This window comes from Acinetobacter sp. CFCC 11171, from assembly GCF_003268405.1.
GTDB lineage: Bacteria > Pseudomonadota > Gammaproteobacteria > Pseudomonadales > Moraxellaceae > Acinetobacter > Acinetobacter amyesii.
Genome location: NZ_LQXP01000004.1, coordinates 40,703 through 63,325 on the forward strand (window position 1 = coordinate 40,703; position 22,623 = coordinate 63,325).

The following is a 22,623-nucleotide window of genomic DNA, read 5'->3' on the forward strand; positions in this document are numbered from 1 at the left end:
ATTGGTGGTCAGTATATCCTTTCGATATACGGATTGTTAGATGAGTTATTGTATCTGTATAAAATTATAGACCAATGCTAATTAGTGGGTTAATTTTTTTGGGGATAAAAAAATAATAGGAATTATATTGTGCTCAGGTTATATCGTAAGCCAAATAAGGGGTTAATAGGAGTAGATATTAGTTCGACTTCTGTTAAGGTTTTGGAACTTTCTGTAAAAAGTGGACGGTATTGGGTAGAAAGCTATGCTTTGGTCCCATTACCAGAAGGAAGTGTTGTTGAAAAGAACATATTGAATCCGGAAGCTGTCGGTGACTGTTTAGAGCGCGCAATTAATTTGGCCAATACACAGACCACTAATGCAGCTTTAGCGGTTCCAACATCGATGGTGATTACCAAAATCATCGAAATGGACGCAGATATGAACGATGACGAACGTGAAATTCAGATTCGTGATGATGCTGAGCAATATATTCCGTTCCCACTTGATGAAGCGAGCCTTGATTTTGAGGTCTTGCCGGATCGTCTATCTAATCCAAATCGTGTCAATGTTCTACTTGTCGCTACGCGTATTGAAAATGTTGAAGCACGTGCAGAAGTCATTCAGCTTGCTGGTCTGACACCAAAAATTGGCGATGTAGAAAGCTTTGCAATTGAAAATGCATTTAAAGTTTTCTCAGATACTTTGCCAATGGGTGTAAATACCGTGGGTATTTTAGATATTGGTCATAGTATGACGACCTTATCTGTTATGCAGAATAACAAAGTGATTTATACCCGTGAGCAAGTGTTTGGTGGCAAGCAGTTGACACAGGAAATTCAAAATCGCTATGCATTGTCTTTCGAAGAAGCGGGTCGTGCGAAAAAAACACGTGCCTTGCCAGATGATTATGATGTTGAAGTCTTAGAACCCTTCTTAGAAGCAGTCGTTCAACAAGCAGCGCGTTCTTTACAGTTCTTCTTCTCATCTTCACAGTTCAACGAAATTGACCATATTTTATTGGCAGGGGGGAATGCCAATATTCCGGGGCTTGCAAAACTACTTCAACAAAAATTGGGTTACCGCGTCACGATTGCCAATCCATTCTTACAAATGGGTTTTTCACCTCAAATTGATATTAAAAAAATTGAAAATGATGCCTCATCACTCATGGTGGCATGCGGTCTAGCATTGAGGAGTTTTGATTAATGGCAAAAATTAACTTGCTCCCTTGGCGTGATGAGCTAAGAGAGAAACGAAAAAAAGAATTTATTGCACTTTGTATTGGGGCTTTCTTAATTGGGGTAATTGGGGTTGGTTTGACATGGTTGTACTTTGATCACAAATTAAAAGATCAAGAACAAGCGAACCAATTGATTATCAGTCATAACCAAAATTTAGATGTTCAATTAAAGTCTTTGGATGGTTTACAAGAACAGCGTAATGCCATTATTGAACGCATGAAGTTGATTCAAGGCTTACAAGGTCAACGTCCAATCGCCGTACATCTTGTAGATGAATTGGTTCGTGTGACACCTGCCAATATGTACATCACAAAATTTGAGCGTAATGGCGACAAATTTATGATCGAAGGGCGTGCGGAAAGTCCAAATACTGTTGCAGATTTACTGCGTAATTTGGAAGCGTCACCTTGGTATCGTAATGCCTTCATGAGCTCATTCCTTGTGGCTGAAGAGAAAAAAGACAAAGCGCCAACTTCTGTGGTTCCTCGTATAGAAGAATCTTATGGTGCATTTACTGTGACTGCTGATTTGGAGCAAATTGCGCAGCCGACCATTAATGATCCAGCAGCAAATGCAGGACAGTCAGCTTCATCGGCGCAAACATCTGACGCACAAACTGCAGCAACACCAACTCCGGAGGTTGCAAAATGAGTCGTGATGAATTTGAGCAATTGAATCAAGATGCTGTTGTCATTCCGAAAAAGAAAATGACCTTTGATAAGTTTGTACAGCAGTTCAATACGCTAGATCCGAATAACTATGGTGGTTGGCCAATTTCAGTCAAAATTACCTGCTGGATTTTTATCATTATCCTTGTGGCAATTTTGGGCTATTTCTTGGCGATTAAAGGCAAGATTGAAGCTATTTCAAGTGCCAATGCACAAGAACAAAATTTGTTGAATGAGTTTCGTGAAAAAGATTCAAAACTACGTAATTTGCAACAATATCAATTGCAGTTGCAGGATATGGAAGCACGTTTTAATCAACAATTAGAACAATTGCCGAAAGAAACTGAAATTCCAGGTTTGGTTGAAGATATCAACTTAACTGGTGTGAATTCTGGATTGAAATTTAAAATTATTCGTCTTGAGCCTGAAGTGAAGCAAGAATTCTTTACGGAACAACCAATTCATATTGAAGCAACTGGTGATTACCATGCCTTTGGTTCATTTGTGAGTGGTATTGCAGGGCTTTCACGGATTGTGACTTTGCATAATTTAACAATTACAGCAACTGAAAATAAAGAAAAGAATTCAGATATTCCAAAAATTGACTATGTGATTTCTGCGAAAACATATCGTTATGAAGGGAATGCTGAGCAATCATCTAATGCTGAAGCAAATAGCGCCGATGGGAAAAGCACTCAGGATAGTAAAAATAAATCTATGAATAATTCAAAGAAAAGTAAGGGGGCTAAGTAATGAAAATAACTAAGTTTACATTTGCTTCTCTTGCTGTTTTCTTTTTAGCAGGTTGTGAATCACGTATTGATGTGGTCAATCAAGAGATGGCAAATATACGCAATCAAGCGCCATTAGCGATTGAGCCTGCGCCAGATTTTGTGCCTGTCGAGACTTTTAATTATGCAGCGCATTCTTTAAAAAGTCCGTTCTTGCCAAGCTCATTGGCGGCAGAGCTTAAAATCATGGCAGGTAAGCGTGTTTATCCAAATTTGAGCCGTCAGCCTCAACCTTTGGAGAGTTATGCACTCGAAACCCTGAATATGAAGGGTAGTATGCGTAACCAATCTGGGCAAATATTAGCCTTGATTCAGACACCTGATGGTGAAGTTGAGCGTATTCAACGTGGAAGTTATATGGGGCTCAATCATGGTCGAGTGGTAAATATTACCCCGACTCAAATTGATTTGATTGAGATTATTCCGGATGGGCGAGAAGGATATGTAGAGCGTCCTAGAAGTCTCATATTAATTGGACCAGCACCTTAAGCTTAAAGGAATAAAAATGAAGAATAGTGTACAAGATTTTATTTTTGGGGATGGCAATACAATGAATCATGTGTTTCGTCAGTTTTCGATGGGGGCTGTTGCAATGGCGATGATGCAAGTTGCCAATGCTCAGGTGAGTGTAACCAATGTGGTACCAATGCAAATTCCAGGGCAAGGGACTGAAATTCGCGTGATGTTTAATGGCTTACCGCCGCAACCACAAGCTTATCAACTCGATCAACCATCACGACTGGTTTTAGACTTTGATAAAGCACAGCAAAATTTAAAACAAAGTTCAATTCCTGTTGCAACGGCTGAAGCGAGCACTGTGGATGTGAGTTCAGATGCACAACGTGCGCGCTTGACAGTAAATTTAGCCAATGCGGGTGCTTTTACCACGCGTGTTGAAGGTAATACCTTCATTCTAAAAATTAATTCTGCACAAGCTGCTAGTTCTGTTCAGCCTACAGCACAACGTCAGCAACAGGGTATCTCAAATATTGGTTTCCATCGTGGTTCTAATGGTGAGGGTCAAGTCGTTGTAGATTTACTAGGTGGAAACACACCTGTTGATGTTCAACAACAAGGCAGTAAAGTGGTGATCCGTACTTTAGGTAATAAAGTACCTGCACATTTGACTCGTCGTTTAAATGTCAATGATTTTGCAACCCCTGTTGCAACGGTTGATGCACATAATGATGGCGGCAATGGTGTAATTACCATTCAGTCGACGGGTAGCTATGAATATATGGCTTACCAAACGGATAATAAATTAACGGTGAGTTTAAAACGTCCGGAAGATAAAAATCCATTACGTCCTAAAGCCGCAAACCATTATACCGGCAAGAAGATTTCCTTAGACTTCCAAGATATTGAAGTGCGCCGTGTACTACAACTTTTGGCTGATTTCACTGAAATCAATATGGTTGCTGCTGATACGGTGCAAGGGAATATTACACTTCGCTTGAAAGATGTGCCTTGGGATCAGGCCTTAGATATCGTACTGAAAACCAAAAATTTAGATAAGCGTCGTAATGGTAATGTGATTTGGATTGCACCTGTTTCTGAATTGATCAAAGCCGAAGAAGAAGAAGCGAAAGCCTTACGCCAAAGTATTAAGTTGGCACCATTACAGACTGAATATTTAACGCTGAGCTATGCGAAAGCAGCAGATATTGAGAAACTCATTACCCAGTCTAAAACAGCAGGGAACAGTGGTTCGTCTAATAGTAATAATGCTGATGATGATCGGGGTAATTTGTTAAGTCCACGCGGAACGATTTCTGCAGATACGCGTACAAATACACTGATTATTAATGATACCGCGCAAAACATTGATCAGATTCGTAAGATGGTGGATTTGCTTGATGTATCAGTCAAGCAGGTCATGGTCGAAGCACGTATTGTAAAAGCTTCTACCGACTTTACCAAAGAAATGGGTGTGAAATGGGGTCTCTTGTCTCAAGGGATTAACCAAAATGACCATTTATTGGTGGGTGGTAGTGATACTACGCTTTGGGACTTAAAAACACCGGATGATGATGGGAAATATACGATTCAACGTCCAAGTAACTTAAACGTGGACTTAGGGGTGACTACTGCAGGTGCCAGTCGAATTGCGTTCGGCTTAATTAGTCTTTCTGATTTTATGTTGGATTTAGAGCTTTCTGCTTTACAAGCGGATGGTTATGGTGAAGTCATTTCTACACCAAAGGTACTGACAGCGGATAAACAACAAGCGAAAGTGGCTTCGGGACAAGAAATTCCATATCAAACCACAACGGGTACAGGTTCAAATGCGACTTCTTCTACCGAGTTTAAAGAAGCTTTATTAAGTTTGGATGTCACGCCTAGCATTACTCCAGATGGTAAAGTGCAAATGAAGCTGAATATCAAGAGCGACTCACCAGCAGGTTATGCACAAAATGGTGAAATCATCCTGAATAAAAATGAAATTAATACCGATGTCTTAGTCAACAATGGTGAAACTGTTGTGCTCGGCGGTATTTTTAATCAGGAAACACAAAGTAAGCAAACTAAAGTACCGTTCTTGGGGGATATTCCTTATGTAGGTCGCTTATTCCGTAAAGATATGAAAAGCGATGCAAAAAATGAGTTGCTGATTTTTGTTACTCCGCGAATTGTTAATGACAGTGTTACCAGAAATCATTAATATATTTTCAATTTAACAAAAGAAATAGGTGACTCCTTGCCAAGCAAAGAGTTTGAAACCCTACCAAATATCTATTTGGTAGGGCCAATGGGGGCAGGAAAAACAACCGTAGGGCGACATTTAGCAGAATTGTTAGGACGTGAATTTCTAGACAGTGATCATGAAATTGAACGTAAAACAGGTGCGACCATTCCTTGGATTTTTGAAAAGGAAGGGGAAAAAGGCTTTAGAAGTCGTGAAACGAATGTCATTGATGAGTTAACTGCAAAGAAACAACTGGTCTTGGCGACTGGCGGTGGTGCTGTGACTCAGCCCCCAAATCGTGAATTTTTAAAACAACGTGGTATTGTTGTTTATCTATATACTCCGGTGGAAATTCAGTTACAACGAACCTACCGCGACAAAAATCGCCCACTTCTTCAAGTGGAAAATCCAGAGCAAAAGCTACGAGATTTATTGGCTGCCCGTGATCCTCTTTATCGTGAAGTCGCGCACTATATTATTGAAACCAATCAAGGTGCCGCGAGAGATCTTGCGCAAAAAATTTTTAATTTAATTGTTTCACAAAATATATCTCGTTAGAAAAGGTTAAATTCATGCAAACCTTACATGTTGAACTCGGTGATCGTCGCTACCCTATTTTTATTGGGAGTGACCTTAATCCACAAACTTTACTTGAGCCTTATATTCAGGGTAAACAAGTAATGATTGTTTCTAATACCACAGTGGCCCCGCTCTATTTAAAACATTATGTAGAAGCAATTGAGGCATTAGGGAAAACTGTTGCGACATGTATTTTGCCTGATGGTGAAAAGTATAAAAATTTAGACCATTTGAATTTAATTTTTGATGCCTTGCTTGAAGAAGGCTTTAACCGCGATTGTACGGTTTTGGCATTAGGTGGTGGTGTTATTGGAGATATGACCGGTTTTGCCTCTGCATGCTATCAACGCGGTGTGTATTTTATTCAAGTGCCGACGACTTTACTTTCTCAAGTGGATTCAAGTGTTGGTGGAAAAACCGGGATTAACCATCCACTGGGTAAAAACATGATTGGTGCCTTCCAGCAACCCCAAGTGGTCCTTGCAGATATGGCGCAATTAAAAACTTTGCCAGCGCGTGAACTTTCTGCAGGTTTGGCCGAAGTGATCAAATATGCGTTGTTGGGTGATGTTGAATTCTTGACTTGGCTTGAACAACATATGGATGCATTGGTTGCAGGTGATGCAACCTTGTTGGCTGAAGCAGTATATCGTTCATGTGCCCATAAAGCGCGTATTGTGGCCAACGACGAAAAAGAACAAGGCGAACGTGCATTATTAAACCTGGGTCATACCTTTGGTCATGCGATTGAATCATACTTAGGATATGGTGAATGGTTGCATGGTGAAGCTGTTGCAACTGGTATGGTGATGGCTGCAGATTTGTCCCATCGTATGGGCTGGATCACTGCTGAAGATTTAGAACGTACAAAAAAAATCATTTTACGTGCACAATTACCGATAGTTTGCCCTAAAATTCCGCTAGAAGAATTTTTGGCGTATATGTCCCACGATAAAAAAGTATTGAATGGGCAATTACGACTTATTTTACTGAAATCATTAGGTCAGGCCATCATCACCAAAGAGTTTGATGTTGAGTTAATGAAACAGACAATTTTGGCAAATCAGGCAGAGTAGGTACATCATGGCAGCGCGCAGTCTCAATGGCAAAAAGTTCATCACTACGCATGGTTGGTGGGTGGAGCTGTGTGTCTGTTCGCTGCATTGGTTTTCTGGGCGATTACAGATTCCAAAGAATTGGTGGAAGTTGAAAAACAAGCTGAAACCGAAGTGGATTTGCAAATTCAGCCCGAGAAAGTCGCAGCAATGTCCCATCTTGGTGCATTAAATGAAGAAGTGCGTCCACTTGATATGACAACCCGTGTGGTTGCTACAGCTCAACATGAGCCAGAATTTCGCGGCACTAAATTTATTAATGACTCTGCCAAGCTTTATGGTGTTGAATTATTTCGGGTTTCTGAAGAAGATATTTTAAAAAGCTTCTTACGCAAGCAGCCTGAGCGTCACAAATTTATTTATCTACGTCTTTCTGGTGAAGACCATCCTGAGCAATACGTCATTTTAACTGGACCATATTCGTCGCAAAATGATGCCAAAGCTGCAATGTCGAGCCTCAACATTGCTTTGCCTGCATCAATCAAACCTGAAGTTGTGGAATTTAAACAATATCAAGCATATGTGAATGATTTGGGCACGGAAGAAATGTCGTCGAGTCAAAAGTTATATGCTGTTAAATTAAAATCTGTGCCTTTACCGAAAATTGATGAAGCTCAAATCGCCGCACGAAAAGCAGCGGCTGCAGCGACGGTAACAACACCAACTAATGCAACGACAAGTACTACGGTGACTCGTCGTGATGCGGAAGGGAATGTGATTGATGTGCAAAAATCACAAAGTAGTGTAGATGCACCACGTCCAAAACCTGCACCGCTAGAACAAGAAGTAACCGATCCATTTAATTAGTTCTAAAATAGCGCAAGACCTCTTAGGAAAAGTCTAAACTGCACAGAAAAAGTGCATAAAATAAAAAAAGAACAATTTGAATTATTTGTTATAACTAAAAAATGCTTGTAATCAGCCATCTTAGGAGAAAATGCATCAAGTTGGCATATAAATTGCTTAATTGGTGCGTAAATTGAACTTTTCTCCCTGTTTTGGCGCGAAAATGATTCGATAAAAGTGCGAAGTCATTAATCCAGTCGTTATCCCTGATCTGAACTGCAAAAGCAGAAAATTTGACTTTTATTCATGCATCTAAGATGAATTCGGTTTATCTTAAGGGTGTGAATAAGAAATAATTTTGCTCGACAGAACAATTCATGTGAGTAAGTTAAGACGAATCGCAACAAGAAATTAGTTTGTTAAGTGCTCGAAAGAGCTGTAAAGAAAAGAAGGGTACGCTATGCACATGCCATCGCCTAATACTGTAGCTCCCGCTCAAGGTTTATACCAACCGGATGAGTTTAAAGATAACTGTGGTTTCGGTTTAATCGCCCATATGCAGGGTGATGCAAGCCATGATCTCGTCAAAACCGCAATGCATAGTTTAAGTTGTATGACCCACCGTGGTGGTATTGCCGCAGATGGCAAAACCGGTGACGGCTGTGGTCTACTCCTTGCTATGCCAAAAGAATTTTTCCGTGAAGAAGCGAAAAAACTCAGTGACATTACATTGAGTGAAATCTTTGCTGTGGGTACGGTATTTCTAAATCTAGACCCTGCATTAGCCGCACATGCAAAACAAATTTTAACCAAAGAAATCGAAGACGAAGGCTGTAAAGTCATCGCTTGGCGTGTTGTGCCAACCAATAACGATGCGTTGGGTTCTATCGCGATGCAGTCATTGCCTGCATTTGAACAAATTATCGTGAATTGCCCAATGGGTGTTTCAGAGGTTGAATTCAACCGTAAGTTAGTGATGGCACGCCGTCGTGCAGAACAACAGCTGACTGCTGACCCATACTTCTATGTAACCACTTTATGCTCAACTGTGATCAGCTATAAAGGTTTGATGATGCCAGCAGCGATTGCTGACTTCTATACCGATCTTGCTGATGAGCGTTTAAAGTCACACATCGTAGTATTCCATCAGCGTTTCTCAACCAATACCTTGCCTCGTTGGCCTTTGGCACAGCCGTTCCGTTACTTGGCGCACAATGGTGAAATTAACACCATTACCGCAAACCGTAACTGGGCGATGGCGCGTACACCAAAATTTGAAAACCCATTATTGCCAGGTTTAACTGAGCTGAATCCAATCGTAAACCGTACAGGTTCGGATTCTTCAAGCTTAGACAATATGCTGGAAATCCTTGTCGGCGGCGGTATGGACTTGTTCCGTGCGCTGCGCATGTTGGTTCCGCCAGCTTGGCAAAATGTTGAAACTTTAGATGCGGATTTACGTGCATTCTATGAATTCAACTCGAAACATATGGAAGCTTGGGATGGTCCAGCAGGTCTGGTAATTCAAGATGGTCGTCATGCAATTTGTATGCTTGACCGTAATGGTTTACGTCCAGCACGTTGGGTGATTACCAAAAATGGTTACATCACCTTGGCATCAGAAATTGGTGTTTGGGGTTATGAACCTGAAGACGTTGTGTCTAAAGGTCGTGTCGGTCCGGGTCAAATTTTGGTAATCGATACCTTTACTGGCAAAATGCTCGATACTCAAGATGTGAGTAATCACCTCAAACGTATGCGTCCGTACCGTCAGTGGTTACGTGAAAACTCAGTACGTGTACAAGGCAGTCCAGAGCTGGAAGAATATTTATGTGAACAAGGTTTGAAAGGCGATGACCTGAAAGCTTCACAAAAAATGTTCATGGTGACATTTGAAGAGCGTGACCAATTGCTTCGCCCAATCGCTGAAAGCGGTCAGGAAGCCGTGGGTTCAATGGGTGACGATACGCCAATGGCAGTATTGTCTCGTCAAGTGCGCCATGTGTCTGACTACTTCCGTCAGCAGTTCGCTCAGGTTACGAATCCGCCAATCGATCCATTACGTGAATCGATCGTAATGTCGTTAGAGACATGTCTCGGCCGTGAACAAAATGTATTTGAACAAGGTCCAGAGCATGCAGATCGTCTGATCATTTCAAGCCCTGTATTGTCAAATTCGAAAATGCATCAAATTCGTACCCTTGGTCGTAAAGGTTATGAAATTGCAGACATCGACCTGAACTATGCAGAAGATGAAGGCTTAGAAGCTGCTATCGCGCGTATTTGTGAAGAATCAGCACAAGCGATTCGCGATGGAAAAACATTACTTGTATTGTCTGATAAGAAAATCCGTCAAGGTTTCTTACCTGCAAATGCATTGATGGCAACTGGCGCGGTTCACCACTATTTAATCAATGTAGGTCTACGTACAGATGCCAACATCATTGTCGAAACTGGTTTGGCGCGTGATGCGCATCAGTTTGCGGTGATTCTTGGTTTCGGTGCGACTGCGATCTATCCATACTTGGCTTATGACGTGATCAATGACTTGATCGCGAAAGGTGAGTTATTGGGTGATCCAATTCATGCGCAAGCTAACTTCCGTAAAGGCATTGAGAAAGGCTTATTGAAAGTCCTTTCTAAGATGGGTATTTCTACTGTTGCCTCTTACCGTGGCGGTCAGTTGTTTGAAGCGGTCGGCCTTTCTGATGAAGTGGTTGCTAAATGCTTCACTGGCGTACCGAGCCGTATTAAAGGTGCAACATTCTCTGATCTAGAAAATGACTTGAAAAAATTGGCAGATTTGGCGTGGAAATCACGTAAGCCAATCGATCAAGGCGGTATGCTGAAATTTGTATTCGGTAAGGAATATCACGCCTTTAACCCAGACGTGATCAATGCGCTGCATAAATCTGTGCGTTCTGGTAATTATGCGGACTTTAAAGAATACGCAGAGCTAGTGAATAACCGTCCAATCGCGACGATTCGTGACTTATTCAAGCTGAAAACAGATCAATCGATTGCACTCGATCAAGTTGAATCCGTTGAAGAAATTCTGCCACGTTTTGACTCGGCAGGGATGTCTTTAGGCGCATTATCGCCTGAAGCACACGAAGCCATTGCAATCGCTATGAATACTATTGGTGGTCGCTCGAACTCAGGTGAGGGCGGCGAAGACCCAGCGCGTTACGGCACTATTCGTAACTCGAAAATCAAACAAATTGCATCTGGCCGTTTTGGTGTGACCCCTGCATATCTAACTTCTGCAGAAGTCCTTCAAATTAAAGTGGCACAAGGTGCAAAACCAGGTGAAGGTGGTCAGTTGCCGGGCGGTAAAGTGAATGGCTTAATTGCACGTTTACGTTACTCAGTACCGGGTGTGACATTAATTTCTCCGCCGCCGCATCACGACATCTACTCAATCGAAGATTTATCACAGTTAATTTTCGATTTAAAACAGGTTAACCCACAGGCGATGGTGTCCGTTAAGCTGGTTTCTGAGCCGGGTGTTGGTACGATTGCGGCAGGTGTAGCAAAAGCATATGCAGACTTCATTACCATTTCTGGTTATGACGGTGGTACAGCGGCTTCTCCACTTTCTTCAATTCACCATGCAGGTTCTCCATGGGAGCTTGGTCTATCTGAGGCGCATCAGGCGCTACGTGTGAATGACCTGCGTGGCAAAGTCCGTGTACAAACTGATGGTGGCTTGAAAACAGGTCTAGATGTTGTGAAAGCAGCGATTCTTGGGGCTGAAAGTTTCGGTTTTGGTTCTACACCGATGATCGCATTGGGTTGTAAATACCTGCGTATTTGCCATTTAAACAACTGTGCGACCGGTGTTGCAACACAGCAAGATCATTTACGTCAGGAACACTATATCGGTGAGCCTGAAATGCTGATCAACTTCTTCCACTTTATTGCGGAAGAAACGCGTGAATGGCTGGCAGCGCTAGGCGTTGCAAGTCTGAAAGATTTGATTGGCCGTACAGATTTACTGGAAATGCTTCCGGGTGAAACTGAAAAACATGCACACCTTGATTTGAGTGCATTGCTCCAATCGCATCCTGCGGCTGAAGGCAAAGCACAGTACTGTGAAGTACAAGGCAATGCACCATTCGATAAAGGCTTATTGGCTGAGAAAATGGTAGCTGAAATGCTGCCAGCGATTGAAGCAGGCACAGGCGGTGAATACGGTTTCACTATTGGTAACTGTGACCGTTCAATTGGCGCGCGTATTTCGGGTGAGATTGCAAAACGTTATGGCAACCTCAGCATGGAAGCGCATCCTGTTAAAGTTAAATTAACAGGGACTGCAGGTCAGTCATTGGGTGTTTGGAACGCAGGTGGTTTACACATCAGCCTAGAGGGCGATGCGAATGACTACGTGGGTAAAGGTATGGCGGGCGGTCGTATCTCAATCTTCCCACCGAAAGGTTCACCGTTCCAAACGCAAAATACTGCGATTATTGGTAACACCTGTTTGTATGGTGCAACAGGCGGTAAATTGTTTGCTGCAGGTACAGCAGGCGAGCGTTTTGCTGTACGTAACTCAGGTGCGTTTGCCGTGATTGAAGGTGCAGGCGACCACTGCTGTGAATACATGACGGGTGGTATCGTGACTGTATTGGGTAAAGTGGGTCATAACTTTGGTGCGGGTATGACAGGCGGTTTCGCTTATGTGCTCGACCTGGACAATGACTTTGTTGACCATTACAACCACGAACTGATTGAATTGAACCGTATCTCTACAGAATCGATGGAAGAACACAAAGAGTTCTTGTGCCGTATCTTAGATGAACATATTAAAGAAACAGGTAGTGCTTGGGCGTATAAGATCCGCAACGAGTTTGACTTCTATAGCCGCAAATTCTGGCTTGTGAAACCAAAAGCTGCTAATTTGCAGACTTTGTTGAAAACAACTCAAGCTGATCCACAATAATTCCACTACTGCAGATTTGATAGGCAGGTGTAAGTGCAAACATGCTTACACCTACCCACGGAGAGAGACATGGCAGAGCGCCTAAATAATGACTTTCAGTTCCTGGATGTAGCACGCCAAGATCCAGAGAAAAAAGATCTAGTTGTCCGCAAAGCAGAATTTGTGGAAATCTATAAACCGTTTACAGCTGAAGTTGCAAAAAACCAAACACACCGCTGCTTAGGTTGCGGTAACCCGTATTGTGAATGGAAATGTCCAGTACATAACTACATTCCAAACTGGTTAAAACTGATTGCAGAAGGTCGCATTTTCCAAGCGGCAGAATTGTGTCATCAAACCAACACCTTGCCTGAAGTTTGTGGTCGTGTGTGCCCGCAAGACCGTTTATGTGAAGGCGCGTGTACGCTAAATGACGGCTTTGGTGCAGTCACCATTGGTAATGCTGAAAAATACATTAACGATACGGCATTTGCATTGGGCTGGCGTCCAGATATGTCACACGTTAAGTGGACAGACAAGAAAGTTGCGATTATTGGTGCAGGCCCTGCTGGCCTTGGCTGTGCAGATATTCTTGTACGTAATGGTGTGAAGCCAGTTGTATTCGACAAACGCCCTGAAATTGGTGGTTTGCTGACATTTGGTATTCCAGAATTCAAAATGGAAAAAGATGTGATGAAACGTCGCCGTGAGATTTTCTCTGGCATGGGCGTTGAATTCCGTCTAAATACTGAAATTGGTACAGATGTGACCATTGATCAGCTTTTGGCTGATTACGACGCTGTATTCATGGGTATGGGAACCTATACTTACATGAAGGGTGGTTTTGCGGGTGAAGACCTTGTTGGTGTGCATGATGCACTGGATTTCTTGATTGCCAATGTCAACCGTACGCAAGGTTGGGAAAAAGATCCATCTGAATACATCAGCATGGAAGGCAAAAAAGTGATTGTTCTCGGTGGTGGTGATACCGCGATGGACTGTAACCGTACCTCGATCCGTCAAGGTGCCGAATCCGTTGTCTGTGCCTACCGTCGTGATGAAGAAAACATGCCGGGTTCACGTCGTGAAGTGAAAAATGCGCGTGAAGAAGGTGTGGATTTCCAATTTAATCGTCAGCCGATTGAAATTGTAGGTGAAAATGGCAAAGTGACGGGTGTTAAAGTTGTGACTACACAGCTAGGTGCACCTGATAGTCGCGGTCGTCGTAGCCCTGAGCCAGTTCCAGGTTCAGAAGAAATTTTACCAGCAGATGCAGTATTGCTAGCCTTTGGTTTCCGTACAAGCCCCGCAGATTGGTTTACAACATCAAACATCAGTATGGATGGTTCAGGCCGCGTCATTGCTGCTGAACAGCAAGAATTTAAGTTCCAAACATCGAATCCGAAAATTTTTGCCGGCGGTGATATGGTACGTGGATCTGATCTTGTGGTAACCGCAATCTGGGAAGGTCGCCAAGCTGCAGAAGGTATTCTTGACTACTTAGATGTTTAAGTCATGACATGCCAGTGATTGCATTGGATTTATTCAAAAAACTCGCTTCGGCGGGTTTTTTATTTTTTGGAATTTACCTCAAATGACACGTAAATGGATTTTGCAGATAAATACGCTGAAAAGTTGTCAGACAGCGCTTTAGAATGGTGAATTATGCAAGTGTGCTAGCACATTTTGCCATGTGTGAAAGAGCTTAGGAATTACATACTGCGATCATGATCTAAATCTTAGGAAGCGAGCATGACGCAAGTGACGACACAAAAAACATATCTAAATCGTCCTAAAGCCATTGGCATTACGGTACGTCGAGCACAATTCAATCCTAAAGCGATTCGCAGGCATTATTTTGCCAACTCACCGGTGATGTCGCATTTGTTGACGGCATTGTCATCGACCTTTCCCATTGGTGAGCAATTCTTTGTGCATAGCGTGCGTAATGTACGCGATAAAGTCAGTGATGAAAAATTACAAGCTGAGATCGCAGCATTTATTGGGCAAGAAGCGATGCACTCCAAGGCTCATGCTGAATTTAATGATGCTTGGCGCAGTGAAACCTATAATTTAGATCGTTTCCAAGCATGGCTAGCACGTAAAGACAGCTATGTAAAAAACTTACATCCCAAAATACAGTTGGCAATTACCTGTGCATTTGAGCATTTTACTGCTTTGCTTGGCGGCTATATTTTAAGACATCCTGAAGTACTGAGTACTTTAGATGATGATGCAGTGAAACTTTGGGTGTGGCATGCCATTGAAGAGATTGAGCATCGTGCGGTGGCATTTGATGTATATCAGCATGTGTATGGTGATGATAAAATACGTCGCATGATTATGCGCAGTGTGACCACAGGTTTTGCAAGTCTTACGTTTTATTCTGCAACGAAGCTATTTATGCAGGATATGAAAAAAAGTTTGCCAAAGCTGGGCGGAAATATTTTCGGCGCGTATTTATTGGCAAAAATGTTTATTCAACTGACGCCAGAATATTTGTCATATTACAAAGCAGAATTCCATCCGAGTGAAATTGATTACAGTCAGTTTGTGAAATATTGGAAAGAACGCCTTGCTGATGAATATCAAATGGAAAGTTTTCAGACTGAAATTACACCGCAATTGTATAGTTAGTTCAATATGATAAAAAAAGCCCGAGTTGTGGGCTTTTTTTTCATGCTCAATATTTTTCGAGTGGATCAGTTTAATCACAAAGAAAATACATAATTCATTCGAAAAATAGGGTTAGAATGAATTTATTTAAACAATTACAAATAAATACTTGAGGTTAAGGGTTATGAATTCAATGAAAAAAAGCATGCTCGCAATCGCATTAGTCAGTACGTTGACCCTGAGTGGTTGTGGTTATAACACATTACAAGTCAAAGACGAGGCCGTTACAGCAGCATGGTCTGAGGTGCAAAACCAATATCAACGCCGTGCAGATTTGGTACCTAACCTTGTCAATGTGGTTAAAGGTTACGCGAAACATGAGGAACAAGTACTGACAGAAGTGACTCAAGCACGTGCCAATGTTGCGGGCTTAAAAGTGGATAAGGAAGTTTTGGAAGATCCAGCACTGTTCCAAAAATATCAAGAAGCTCAAGCGCAGATGACCAGCGCACTTTCTCGTTTAATTGCAGTCTCGGAAAATTATCCAGACTTAAAAGCCAATGAGCAATTCCGTGATTTACAGGTACAGCTTGAAGGCACTGAAAACAGGATCGCTGTCGCACGTAATCGCTACATTACTACGGTACAAGACTTTAATGGCTATGCACGCCAGTTCCCGCAAGTGATGACAGCTAAAGTCATCGGTATGGATACCAAGCCTAACTTTAGCGCAGAGCAAAGTGCACAAACTGCACCAAAAGTTGATTTTAATTAATTGGCATCACTGCATTGTGAGGTGGGCTGATGGTGGATTTTGAGCTAAAACATACAGGTTTGTTGTGGTTGCAGCGCATGGTTTTAGCATGCTTATTGTGTGTGGTGGGTTTCACACATGCAGAAACTGCCACCGCTACAGATGTAGATGCTGAAACAGTTGTTGTCGGTAAAATATTAAAAGATCAGCAGTCAGCTACACAAAAAGAAACAACAGCACAGCCTGAAATCAAAATTCAGCAGCCGAATATCGCCAATGATATGGCAGATGGCGAGTCGATTCGTGGCTTGCCGACCCTAAATGAACCGGTAGTTGATCAGGCAAATTTACTTTCGGCTGCTGAAAAGCAAGCCATTAGTCAGAAAATTCTACAGTTGCACGAACAAGGTAAGGCACAAATTGGTGTTGTGATTGTGCCAACCACAGGTCAAGAAGATATTTTTGATTACGCCATGCGTGTTGCAGAAAAATGGCAACTCGGTTCAGCAAAACGTGACAATGGGATATTGATGGCGATTGCTGTGAATGATCACAGAATTCAAATCCTGACGGGTTATGGGCTGGAAGGAATCATGCCCGATATCATCGTTAGTCGCATTATTCGAAATCAAATCACACCGTATTTTAAGCAAGCTCAGTATGCTCAAGGTATTGATGCTGGCTTAACGGAAATAACACGTATTTTAAATCAAGACCCTGAAGTTGCCGCTCAAGCAGCCCAAGAGCTAAAAGAACGTCAGGAACAAGCCTTACACGAGCAACAAGCCAAAGAGAAAACGTTTACAACGGTTCTCATCATTTTGGTGATTGGTATTTTTGCATCCTTTATTGTGGGTAAGCGCTTAAGTGCGTCAACTGCTGCTGTTGCAGGTACCGTTGCGGGTTTGGTCAATGGTGCAGGTCTACTCACCAGTCTGTTGATGGGGGGAGCAATTTTCTTTTTTACTGATCACTGCGATTGCACAAACCATTTTTCAAATGTTCCTTGCTGGTGGTGGGGGCGGTGGAGGCCGTAGCGGAGGTGGTGGCTTTGGTGGCGGCGGCTATAGCGGAGGCGGTGGTGGCTTTGGCGGTGGGGGAGCATCAGGTTCATGGTAACGAAAACAGAAACAACAGAAATTGTCACCTGTCCTAAAACACAGGAAATACAACAACCAAGTTTTAAACGCTGGTTGAAGCACTTCTTTTATATGCCTGCAGCAAACCGGTTTTTTAATAAGCAAGATCAGCAGGCCATTGCGCAAGCGGTGACAGAAGCTGAGCATGGGCATGTAGGTGAAATACAGGTGGTGATCGAAGGGCACATTCCGTCAAACCAAGCCTATTACCAAAATACCCGCGCGCGTGCTGAACAACTCTTTGCTGAACTGGGTGTGTGGGATACAGAATTTAATAGTGGTGTTTTGCTTTATTTAAACTTATGTGAACGTCAGGTGGAAATTGTGATTGATCGCGGGATGAGACAGGCAACCGATGCGCAAGTGTGGCAGAATATTTGCACACGAATTATCCAAAACATGCAAAATAAACAATACCGAATAGCTTTGACGGCAGGTGTAAAAGAGATTGGTGAAGTGATGGATCACTTTTATGCAGGTAAGTCTGTAGATCGAAATAATGAAATCGCAAATGCGCCAATAATTTTGCGCTAAAAAACGGTGATAAAGTGACACAAATCGTCACTTTTAAACACAAAAAGAGACGTAATGATTACAAAAAATAAAATATTTTTTTAAAGTGCTGTTTTTTCTGTCATTTTCACTATAATAAATCTTGGCACGCTCTGTGCTATTTATAAAACAAGCTACATAGCTTTATTAAATAATTAAATTAAAAAACATTTGTGGAGAATGTTATGAACGCTCAAAAAGGCTTTACCTTGATCGATACTCCATAAGTGTCCACATAAAATGAACAATCCATAAGTAAGTCAATATGGACATCATCGAATAAACGACAGACCCGTTCCCGCTATGAAGCAGAAATATTCCTTTGCTCTTCTTTTGTTTCTTCCTACATTGATTCATGCACAAGCGTTAGACTTAATTCAATATTCAGATATTTCATCAATTCCTCAAATTACTTCAAATCAAAAAATCCAAACAGAACTTCAAACATTGTTAAAGCATGATTATCTAAAATTTCAATCTAATTTCGATAATTACTCAGCGCCCTATTTACTAAAAACAGATGAGGCTCTGTATTATGAAGGTCGATCTGGAACTAGTTTAGATGCTTCATCAGCGATTGTGTTTAAAGATGGGCGATTGTTTGCTGCAATATATTTTGCCAAAACCAAGACCTTAAAATATTTTAGCAATGATGCAAGTTGCTCAGAACAGTTACATCCTGCGATTCAAGTCTTTGCTCAGCAGCGTGAAATTCAAAGTATTAAGTATGTGACAGCAAGAGTGGAAAGCGCTTTAAAATATCATCTTGGTTTAGCTGCTCAATGTGAGGCTTATATAGAAAAACTAAAGAAAGGAAACTCAAGCTTTTTGAACATCTAAACCAAGATGAAAAATCTATAATGGCTCAATGGAAAGGTAAGTGAGTCGTATAAAATAGATGGGGAATATTTTTCCTTCAATAAGCTCAGGAAACTGTTGGCTGAGACTTAGGCGTGAACTTAGTCGGACGCTTGTCGAAGCCATTGTGTGACAATATACTCCTATGGACTAACTTACACTCAACTTGCACAAATTATGTTGTTTAACGTATGTAACAAGTTGAAATTGTTAAAAAATAGGATAATTAAAAATGCAACAAACTGAATTAAAACAATTACCAGACTGGTTATTAAAACAGTTACCCCAAATGACTGAACCAGCAATTTTATCACTGCGAGATACGAAACTTGTCGTCACTTACCCCGATCGTATGGAAGCAATTCACGAAAGCTTAAAAGACGTACAACACCAGATCCATCATGTCAAACCGACAGATTTACAGATCCTACCAGAGGTTTATCAATATTTTGGTGAGGATAAAGAAAATGGTTGCCTATTTTTTAAAACCTCTGAGCATTTTTCTAGTAGTTTGTTTTCCTGTACCGATCAAAATAAATTTGAGCATTTACAATCTGCTTTACGGACTGCCTTTGAAAATGAGCAAGCATATCTCGCAAATCCAACGGACTTTTTAACTGCCTATCATTTTATTGATACACACCCAGCTTTTTGGACGGTTACTGGCGATGTACCATCATGGCACTGGAATACATGGGGGCATTGCCAAAATATTTATCACGGTGCATATAATGATGAAGATGATGGGAAACTAGTGATTTATTTAGAGACTGGCTCACATCTCAATAAAGTAGAAGATGGTGGTAAATTATACCAAGAGCATTATCATGATTATCGTTTAGATGTTTGGGCAGATACGTTTGAACAGGCATTTATCAAGTTGGCGGCAATGGTGTATAAGTTTTTTGACCATCAAGGTGTTGAGCGTCCAGATGTGCCACATATAAAACCAGCATGGGTTCTGGAGCTTGATGAACAAATTGCAGAATTTAAAAAATGGAAAGATGAGGAGCTGTAAGTATTCACTATTAGGGGGACATCCACGAGTTGTTAAAGGATGTCGTTTAAAACTTCTGCCAATGTTTGACCATTTTGACGATTGATCAATCTAGCAGACATACCAAATGCTGTCGGCCCTGTAAAATCTGCAAGTGCTGTATCCCCAATAAATAGGACTTCTGAAGCTTGGCAACCTAGTTGGTTAATGAGTGACTGATAGATTTTCGACTCAGGTTTAATTGCAGCAACTTCATAACTCCAAGCATAAGCATCAAGGGGCGGTAATAATGAAGAAACAATTTTTCCATATGGCATAGCTAAATTTGAGCATAATGCCAATTTAATTCCCAATTTCTTTAATTCTTCCAAAGTTGATAAGGTATCTTCATACAGTCTAATAGAGCGTAACTCTTCATCTAAATCATGCTCAAGTTCTTGCAGAAATTGGTCTGGAATATTTACTGCTAATCGCTTTGCAAGCTCTGCCAAATTTAAATTGTGGGACATAATAAATTTGGCATCATCAGGCTTTGGTTGTCGCCCATTTTCCTTAAGCCATTTCATTAATTGTCTATATGGGGAACGTCTGTCCCCTATTTTTACAAGTGTACCAAATACGTCAAAAGCAATGACTAATGGCTCAATATGACCTGCTTTTGTTGATAATTTCATATTTTTATAACCAATTAAATTAATTTTTACTTCTTGTTGAGATTACCATAAGAGCATTATTATAAAAAATTAAGGGAGATATTTGATATCTCCCTTTGATTATTTTATTCACTGAAGTTTGCAAACATAATTTTAGGAAAATTTTTCATAAAGTGCCGTCTAACATGATTGAAGTCACTAAGATCATGTTGATTTTTTTCAAAATAATTAACCCAGGCTAAAGTTGCATCTTGGTCATTTAAGTTAGGATTAACATTCAGGAATAAAGCTAAATCAAATGTACGGTCAATATTAAACTCTTTGATTAGAGCAACAGCAGTTGAGCGGACCTCTTCTGAAATAGAGAATTTTGGAGAAAAATAGTTATTCATAGCTGAACTCGCATAGAAATTATATAATGATATTTAGAACGGCTAATTTGTTTTTAATAGAACAATATAACCTGCTGTAGGTTAAATTATCATGGTGAAAGTTGTTTATCAAGTTAAATTAACCTGCTGTAGGTTAATTTTTTAATTTAAAGGTTGCTATGATTAGATGTAGGTTGTCAAATTTGATGGGTGAGCGAAAAATTTTAAAGTTAAGTGAGGTAGCTCAGGCGACCAGTATTAATCGCAATACACTAACAAGCCTTTACTATGATCGTGCAATACGAATTGAACTTTCAGTTGCTGATACCTTATGTAAATATTTTAATTGTAATATGCAGGATTTATTTGAATATACCGATGAGTATGAGGAAAGAGATGACACTTAGTAAAATGTCATCCCTTTTTTTAAAGCTCAATAGGATGCTTTAAATACAATTCAGGATCATTCCAAATTGTCTGAATGTATTCTTTTTCTTTGAAATCACGCAATACTCTTGCCCTCATACTTGATAACTATTATTTAGATCAACCCTTGCCTGTATACTACTTTACCTAAAACTATTATTTCTGACTCGTTCACTGTGTTGTCAGGATAAGCTGAATTGTCTTTAGTTATTTCAATCAACCCATTAGCGCTACGGTGTAAACGAACAACCATTCTTTCACCATAGAAATATATTAAATAAATTAATCCCGATATAAAGTATTTATCTGACGTATCAACTAAAACTAAATCATCATTAAAAAGGGTTTCCTGCATTGCATCCCCCTTAATCTTAAAAACGCTTAGTATATCTACTTCATTTAAATGATTTTTAGTGCAAAATGATTTAGAGAGCATAATTTTATCTCCATCACTATTGCTAAAAGATATAACCTGATCGCCATCTAAATCATTTATATCAAGAGAACAAAGATCACTTTTACTGAAAATCTGATCACTTATATCAAGCGCTTTTAAGATTTTCATATATGTAGCTTGACGTGGTTTTGCGGTACCAACTTCATAATCAGAAATTTGTTTTCTTGAAATACCAACTGCATTAGCCAATTCTTGTTGAGATAGCCCTCGCTGTGATCGAAAAAACCTTAAACGCTCAGAGAAATCAGCAACCATAAAAAATCCTTGACAGTTATCAAAACCTATCATAAATTATCAATTGCTATCTTGAGGTTATGAAAGGAGTTATCATGTACACATGTTCTTATGATGACGAATTAGCAGATATTGTCAAGGCTGCTGCAAAACGCGAAAACCGCACATATCGTGGTCAATTCAACCACTATTTAAAATTGATCCTTCAGCATGAAGGTCTTTTAGAAAATCCAGACAACAAAAAAGCAGATTGCACTCGCCAAAGTAACCAATCTGCCCACGTTCAACCCTAACCAAAGGAATCGAAACCATGAGAAGTCTAACCCAAATCGCAGTACCTTTCCATAATGCTGAATTATATGTTGTTGAGCATAAAGGGCAACCCTACACCCTCATACAAACTATTGTTGAAGGTATGGGCTTGGATTGGAAAAGGCAATTCGTCAAACTAAAACAGTGTTTGCACAAGGTATGGTGGAAATCACCATACCTACAATATGTCACTTACATTTAATAGCCGTCTTGGAAAACCACAAGTATCATTTATTTCAAAAAATTCTTGGATACTGGATAGCGAAAATATTGCAGGAATCATTGGTGATCCATCTGGACCTAAGAAAGAGCTTCTATCTGAAATTATTCAAGCAGCAGCTAAATGCTTAACCAAATAATTTCACTACTTATTCCGTAGAGCAATGATTTTCATTCGGCAAAAAGTATAAAAGCCCATGTTGGTCGCATGAGCTCTTATAAATTGTCTTGATTGGTGTCCAGACAATCCCATTTTGATGAATAGG

The 22,623-nt window shown here is 40.7% G+C and carries 22 protein-coding genes and 1 pseudogene; 20 read left to right on the forward strand and 3 right to left on the reverse strand.

The features are described 5' to 3' along the window. The first annotated feature begins 129 nt into the window (after window positions 1–129). From AVJ20_RS03350 to AVJ20_RS03425, 16 genes and pseudogenes are all read left to right on the forward strand, one after another. A complete protein-coding gene (locus tag AVJ20_RS03350; RefSeq protein ID WP_078189383.1) occupies window positions 130–1,188 on the forward strand; it encodes a pilus assembly protein PilM in 1,059 nt (352 codons plus the stop codon). Then, window positions 1,188–1,874: a PilN domain-containing protein gene (locus AVJ20_RS03355; protein WP_111884138.1), complete on the forward strand. Its 687-nt coding sequence runs from the start codon at window positions 1,188–1,190 to the stop codon at window positions 1,872–1,874. The genes AVJ20_RS03350 and AVJ20_RS03355 overlap by 1 nt, the downstream gene beginning before the upstream one ends. Next, complete coding sequence (locus tag AVJ20_RS03360; protein ID WP_111884139.1) at window positions 1,871–2,644, forward strand: type 4a pilus biogenesis protein PilO; 774 nt, start codon at window positions 1,871–1,873, stop codon at window positions 2,642–2,644. The genes AVJ20_RS03355 and AVJ20_RS03360 overlap by 4 nt, the downstream gene beginning before the upstream one ends. Beyond that, complete coding sequence (locus AVJ20_RS03365; protein WP_111884140.1) at window positions 2,644–3,171, forward strand: pilus assembly protein PilP; 528 nt, start codon at window positions 2,644–2,646, stop codon at window positions 3,169–3,171. Before AVJ20_RS03360 ends, AVJ20_RS03365 begins: the two co-directional genes overlap by 1 nt. A gap of 61 nt (window positions 3,172–3,232) precedes the next feature. Beyond that, window positions 3,233–5,344: a type IV pilus secretin PilQ gene (pilQ, locus tag AVJ20_RS03370; protein WP_171319188.1), complete on the forward strand. Its 2,112-nt coding sequence runs from the start codon at window positions 3,233–3,235 to the stop codon at window positions 5,342–5,344. Window positions 5,345–5,380: 36 nt separating this feature from the next. Then, window positions 5,381–5,926, forward strand: a complete 546-nt coding sequence (aroK, locus tag AVJ20_RS03375) for a shikimate kinase AroK (RefSeq protein ID WP_078189378.1) — start codon at window positions 5,381–5,383, stop codon at window positions 5,924–5,926. A gap of 14 nt (window positions 5,927–5,940) precedes the next feature. Then, window positions 5,941–7,023, forward strand: coding sequence for a 3-dehydroquinate synthase (gene aroB, locus AVJ20_RS03380; protein WP_111884142.1), 1,083 nt, complete (start codon window positions 5,941–5,943; stop codon window positions 7,021–7,023). A gap of 69 nt (window positions 7,024–7,092) precedes the next feature. Next, on the forward strand, window positions 7,093–7,869 hold the full coding sequence (locus AVJ20_RS03385; RefSeq protein ID WP_228157147.1) for a hypothetical protein: 777 nt from the start codon (window positions 7,093–7,095) through the stop codon (window positions 7,867–7,869). A 445-nt stretch (window positions 7,870–8,314) separates the two neighbouring features. Further along, window positions 8,315–12,790 (forward strand): glutamate synthase large subunit, encoded by a 4,476-nt coding sequence (gltB, locus tag AVJ20_RS03390; RefSeq protein ID WP_111884200.1) that lies wholly within the window; start codon window positions 8,315–8,317, stop codon window positions 12,788–12,790. Window positions 12,791–12,859: 69 nt separating this feature from the next. Further along, window positions 12,860–14,281: an FAD-dependent oxidoreductase gene (locus tag AVJ20_RS03395; protein ID WP_078189374.1), complete on the forward strand. Its 1,422-nt coding sequence runs from the start codon at window positions 12,860–12,862 to the stop codon at window positions 14,279–14,281. Between the two features lie 240 nt (window positions 14,282–14,521). Continuing rightward, on the forward strand, window positions 14,522–15,406 hold the full coding sequence (locus AVJ20_RS03400) for a metal-dependent hydrolase (RefSeq protein WP_111884144.1): 885 nt from the start codon (window positions 14,522–14,524) through the stop codon (window positions 15,404–15,406). Between the two features lie 163 nt (window positions 15,407–15,569). Beyond that, on the forward strand, window positions 15,570–16,160 hold the full coding sequence (locus AVJ20_RS03405) for a LemA family protein (protein ID WP_078189372.1): 591 nt from the start codon (window positions 15,570–15,572) through the stop codon (window positions 16,158–16,160). A 77-nt stretch (window positions 16,161–16,237) separates the two neighbouring features. Beyond that, window positions 16,238–17,258 (forward strand): annotated as a pseudogene (locus AVJ20_RS03410) (TPM domain-containing protein). Continuing rightward, window positions 17,252–17,812: a TPM domain-containing protein gene (locus AVJ20_RS03415; protein ID WP_111884145.1), complete on the forward strand. Its 561-nt coding sequence runs from the start codon at window positions 17,252–17,254 to the stop codon at window positions 17,810–17,812. The pseudogene AVJ20_RS03410 and the gene AVJ20_RS03415 overlap by 7 nt, the downstream one beginning before the upstream one ends. A gap of 321 nt (window positions 17,813–18,133) precedes the next feature. Beyond that, window positions 18,134–18,670, forward strand: a complete 537-nt coding sequence (locus tag AVJ20_RS03420) for a hypothetical protein (RefSeq protein WP_111884146.1) — start codon at window positions 18,134–18,136, stop codon at window positions 18,668–18,670. 250 nt (window positions 18,671–18,920) lie between these two features. Beyond that, window positions 18,921–19,706, forward strand: coding sequence for a hypothetical protein (locus AVJ20_RS03425; protein WP_111884147.1), 786 nt, complete (start codon window positions 18,921–18,923; stop codon window positions 19,704–19,706). A gap of 32 nt (window positions 19,707–19,738) precedes the next feature. Here AVJ20_RS03425 and AVJ20_RS03430 read toward each other — a convergent pair whose 3' ends face one another. After that, window positions 19,739–20,359: an HAD family hydrolase gene (locus AVJ20_RS03430; protein WP_111884148.1), complete on the reverse strand. Its 621-nt coding sequence runs from the start codon at window positions 20,357–20,359 to the stop codon at window positions 19,739–19,741. 104 nt (window positions 20,360–20,463) lie between these two features. Further along, a complete protein-coding gene (locus AVJ20_RS03435; RefSeq protein ID WP_111884149.1) occupies window positions 20,464–20,730 on the reverse strand; it encodes a hypothetical protein in 267 nt (88 codons plus the stop codon). 158 nt (window positions 20,731–20,888) lie between these two features. Between AVJ20_RS03435 and AVJ20_RS03440 the strand changes: the two genes are divergently transcribed. Further along, window positions 20,889–21,116, forward strand: a complete 228-nt coding sequence (locus AVJ20_RS03440; RefSeq protein WP_071851506.1) for a helix-turn-helix domain-containing protein — start codon at window positions 20,889–20,891, stop codon at window positions 21,114–21,116. Between the two features lie 134 nt (window positions 21,117–21,250). On the opposite strand, the gene AVJ20_RS03445 is transcribed toward AVJ20_RS03440, so the two are convergent. Continuing rightward, window positions 21,251–21,847, reverse strand: coding sequence for a LexA family transcriptional regulator (locus AVJ20_RS03445; protein ID WP_162689721.1), 597 nt, complete (start codon window positions 21,845–21,847; stop codon window positions 21,251–21,253). 74 nt (window positions 21,848–21,921) lie between these two features. Between AVJ20_RS03445 and AVJ20_RS03450 the strand changes: the two genes are divergently transcribed. Genes AVJ20_RS03450 through AVJ20_RS18405 form a run of 3 tightly spaced genes read left to right on the forward strand, consistent with a single transcriptional unit; the run spans window position 21,922 to window position 22,497 of the window. Then, on the forward strand, window positions 21,922–22,119 hold the full coding sequence (locus AVJ20_RS03450) for a hypothetical protein (protein WP_104425630.1): 198 nt from the start codon (window positions 21,922–21,924) through the stop codon (window positions 22,117–22,119). Between the two features lie 17 nt (window positions 22,120–22,136). Next, on the forward strand, window positions 22,137–22,340 hold the full coding sequence (locus AVJ20_RS03455) for a phage antirepressor N-terminal domain-containing protein (protein ID WP_111884151.1): 204 nt from the start codon (window positions 22,137–22,139) through the stop codon (window positions 22,338–22,340). Further along, on the forward strand, window positions 22,324–22,497 hold the full coding sequence (locus tag AVJ20_RS18405; protein ID WP_171319184.1) for a hypothetical protein: 174 nt from the start codon (window positions 22,324–22,326) through the stop codon (window positions 22,495–22,497). The genes AVJ20_RS03455 and AVJ20_RS18405 overlap by 17 nt, the downstream gene beginning before the upstream one ends. Window positions 22,498–22,623: the final 126 nt, after the last annotated feature.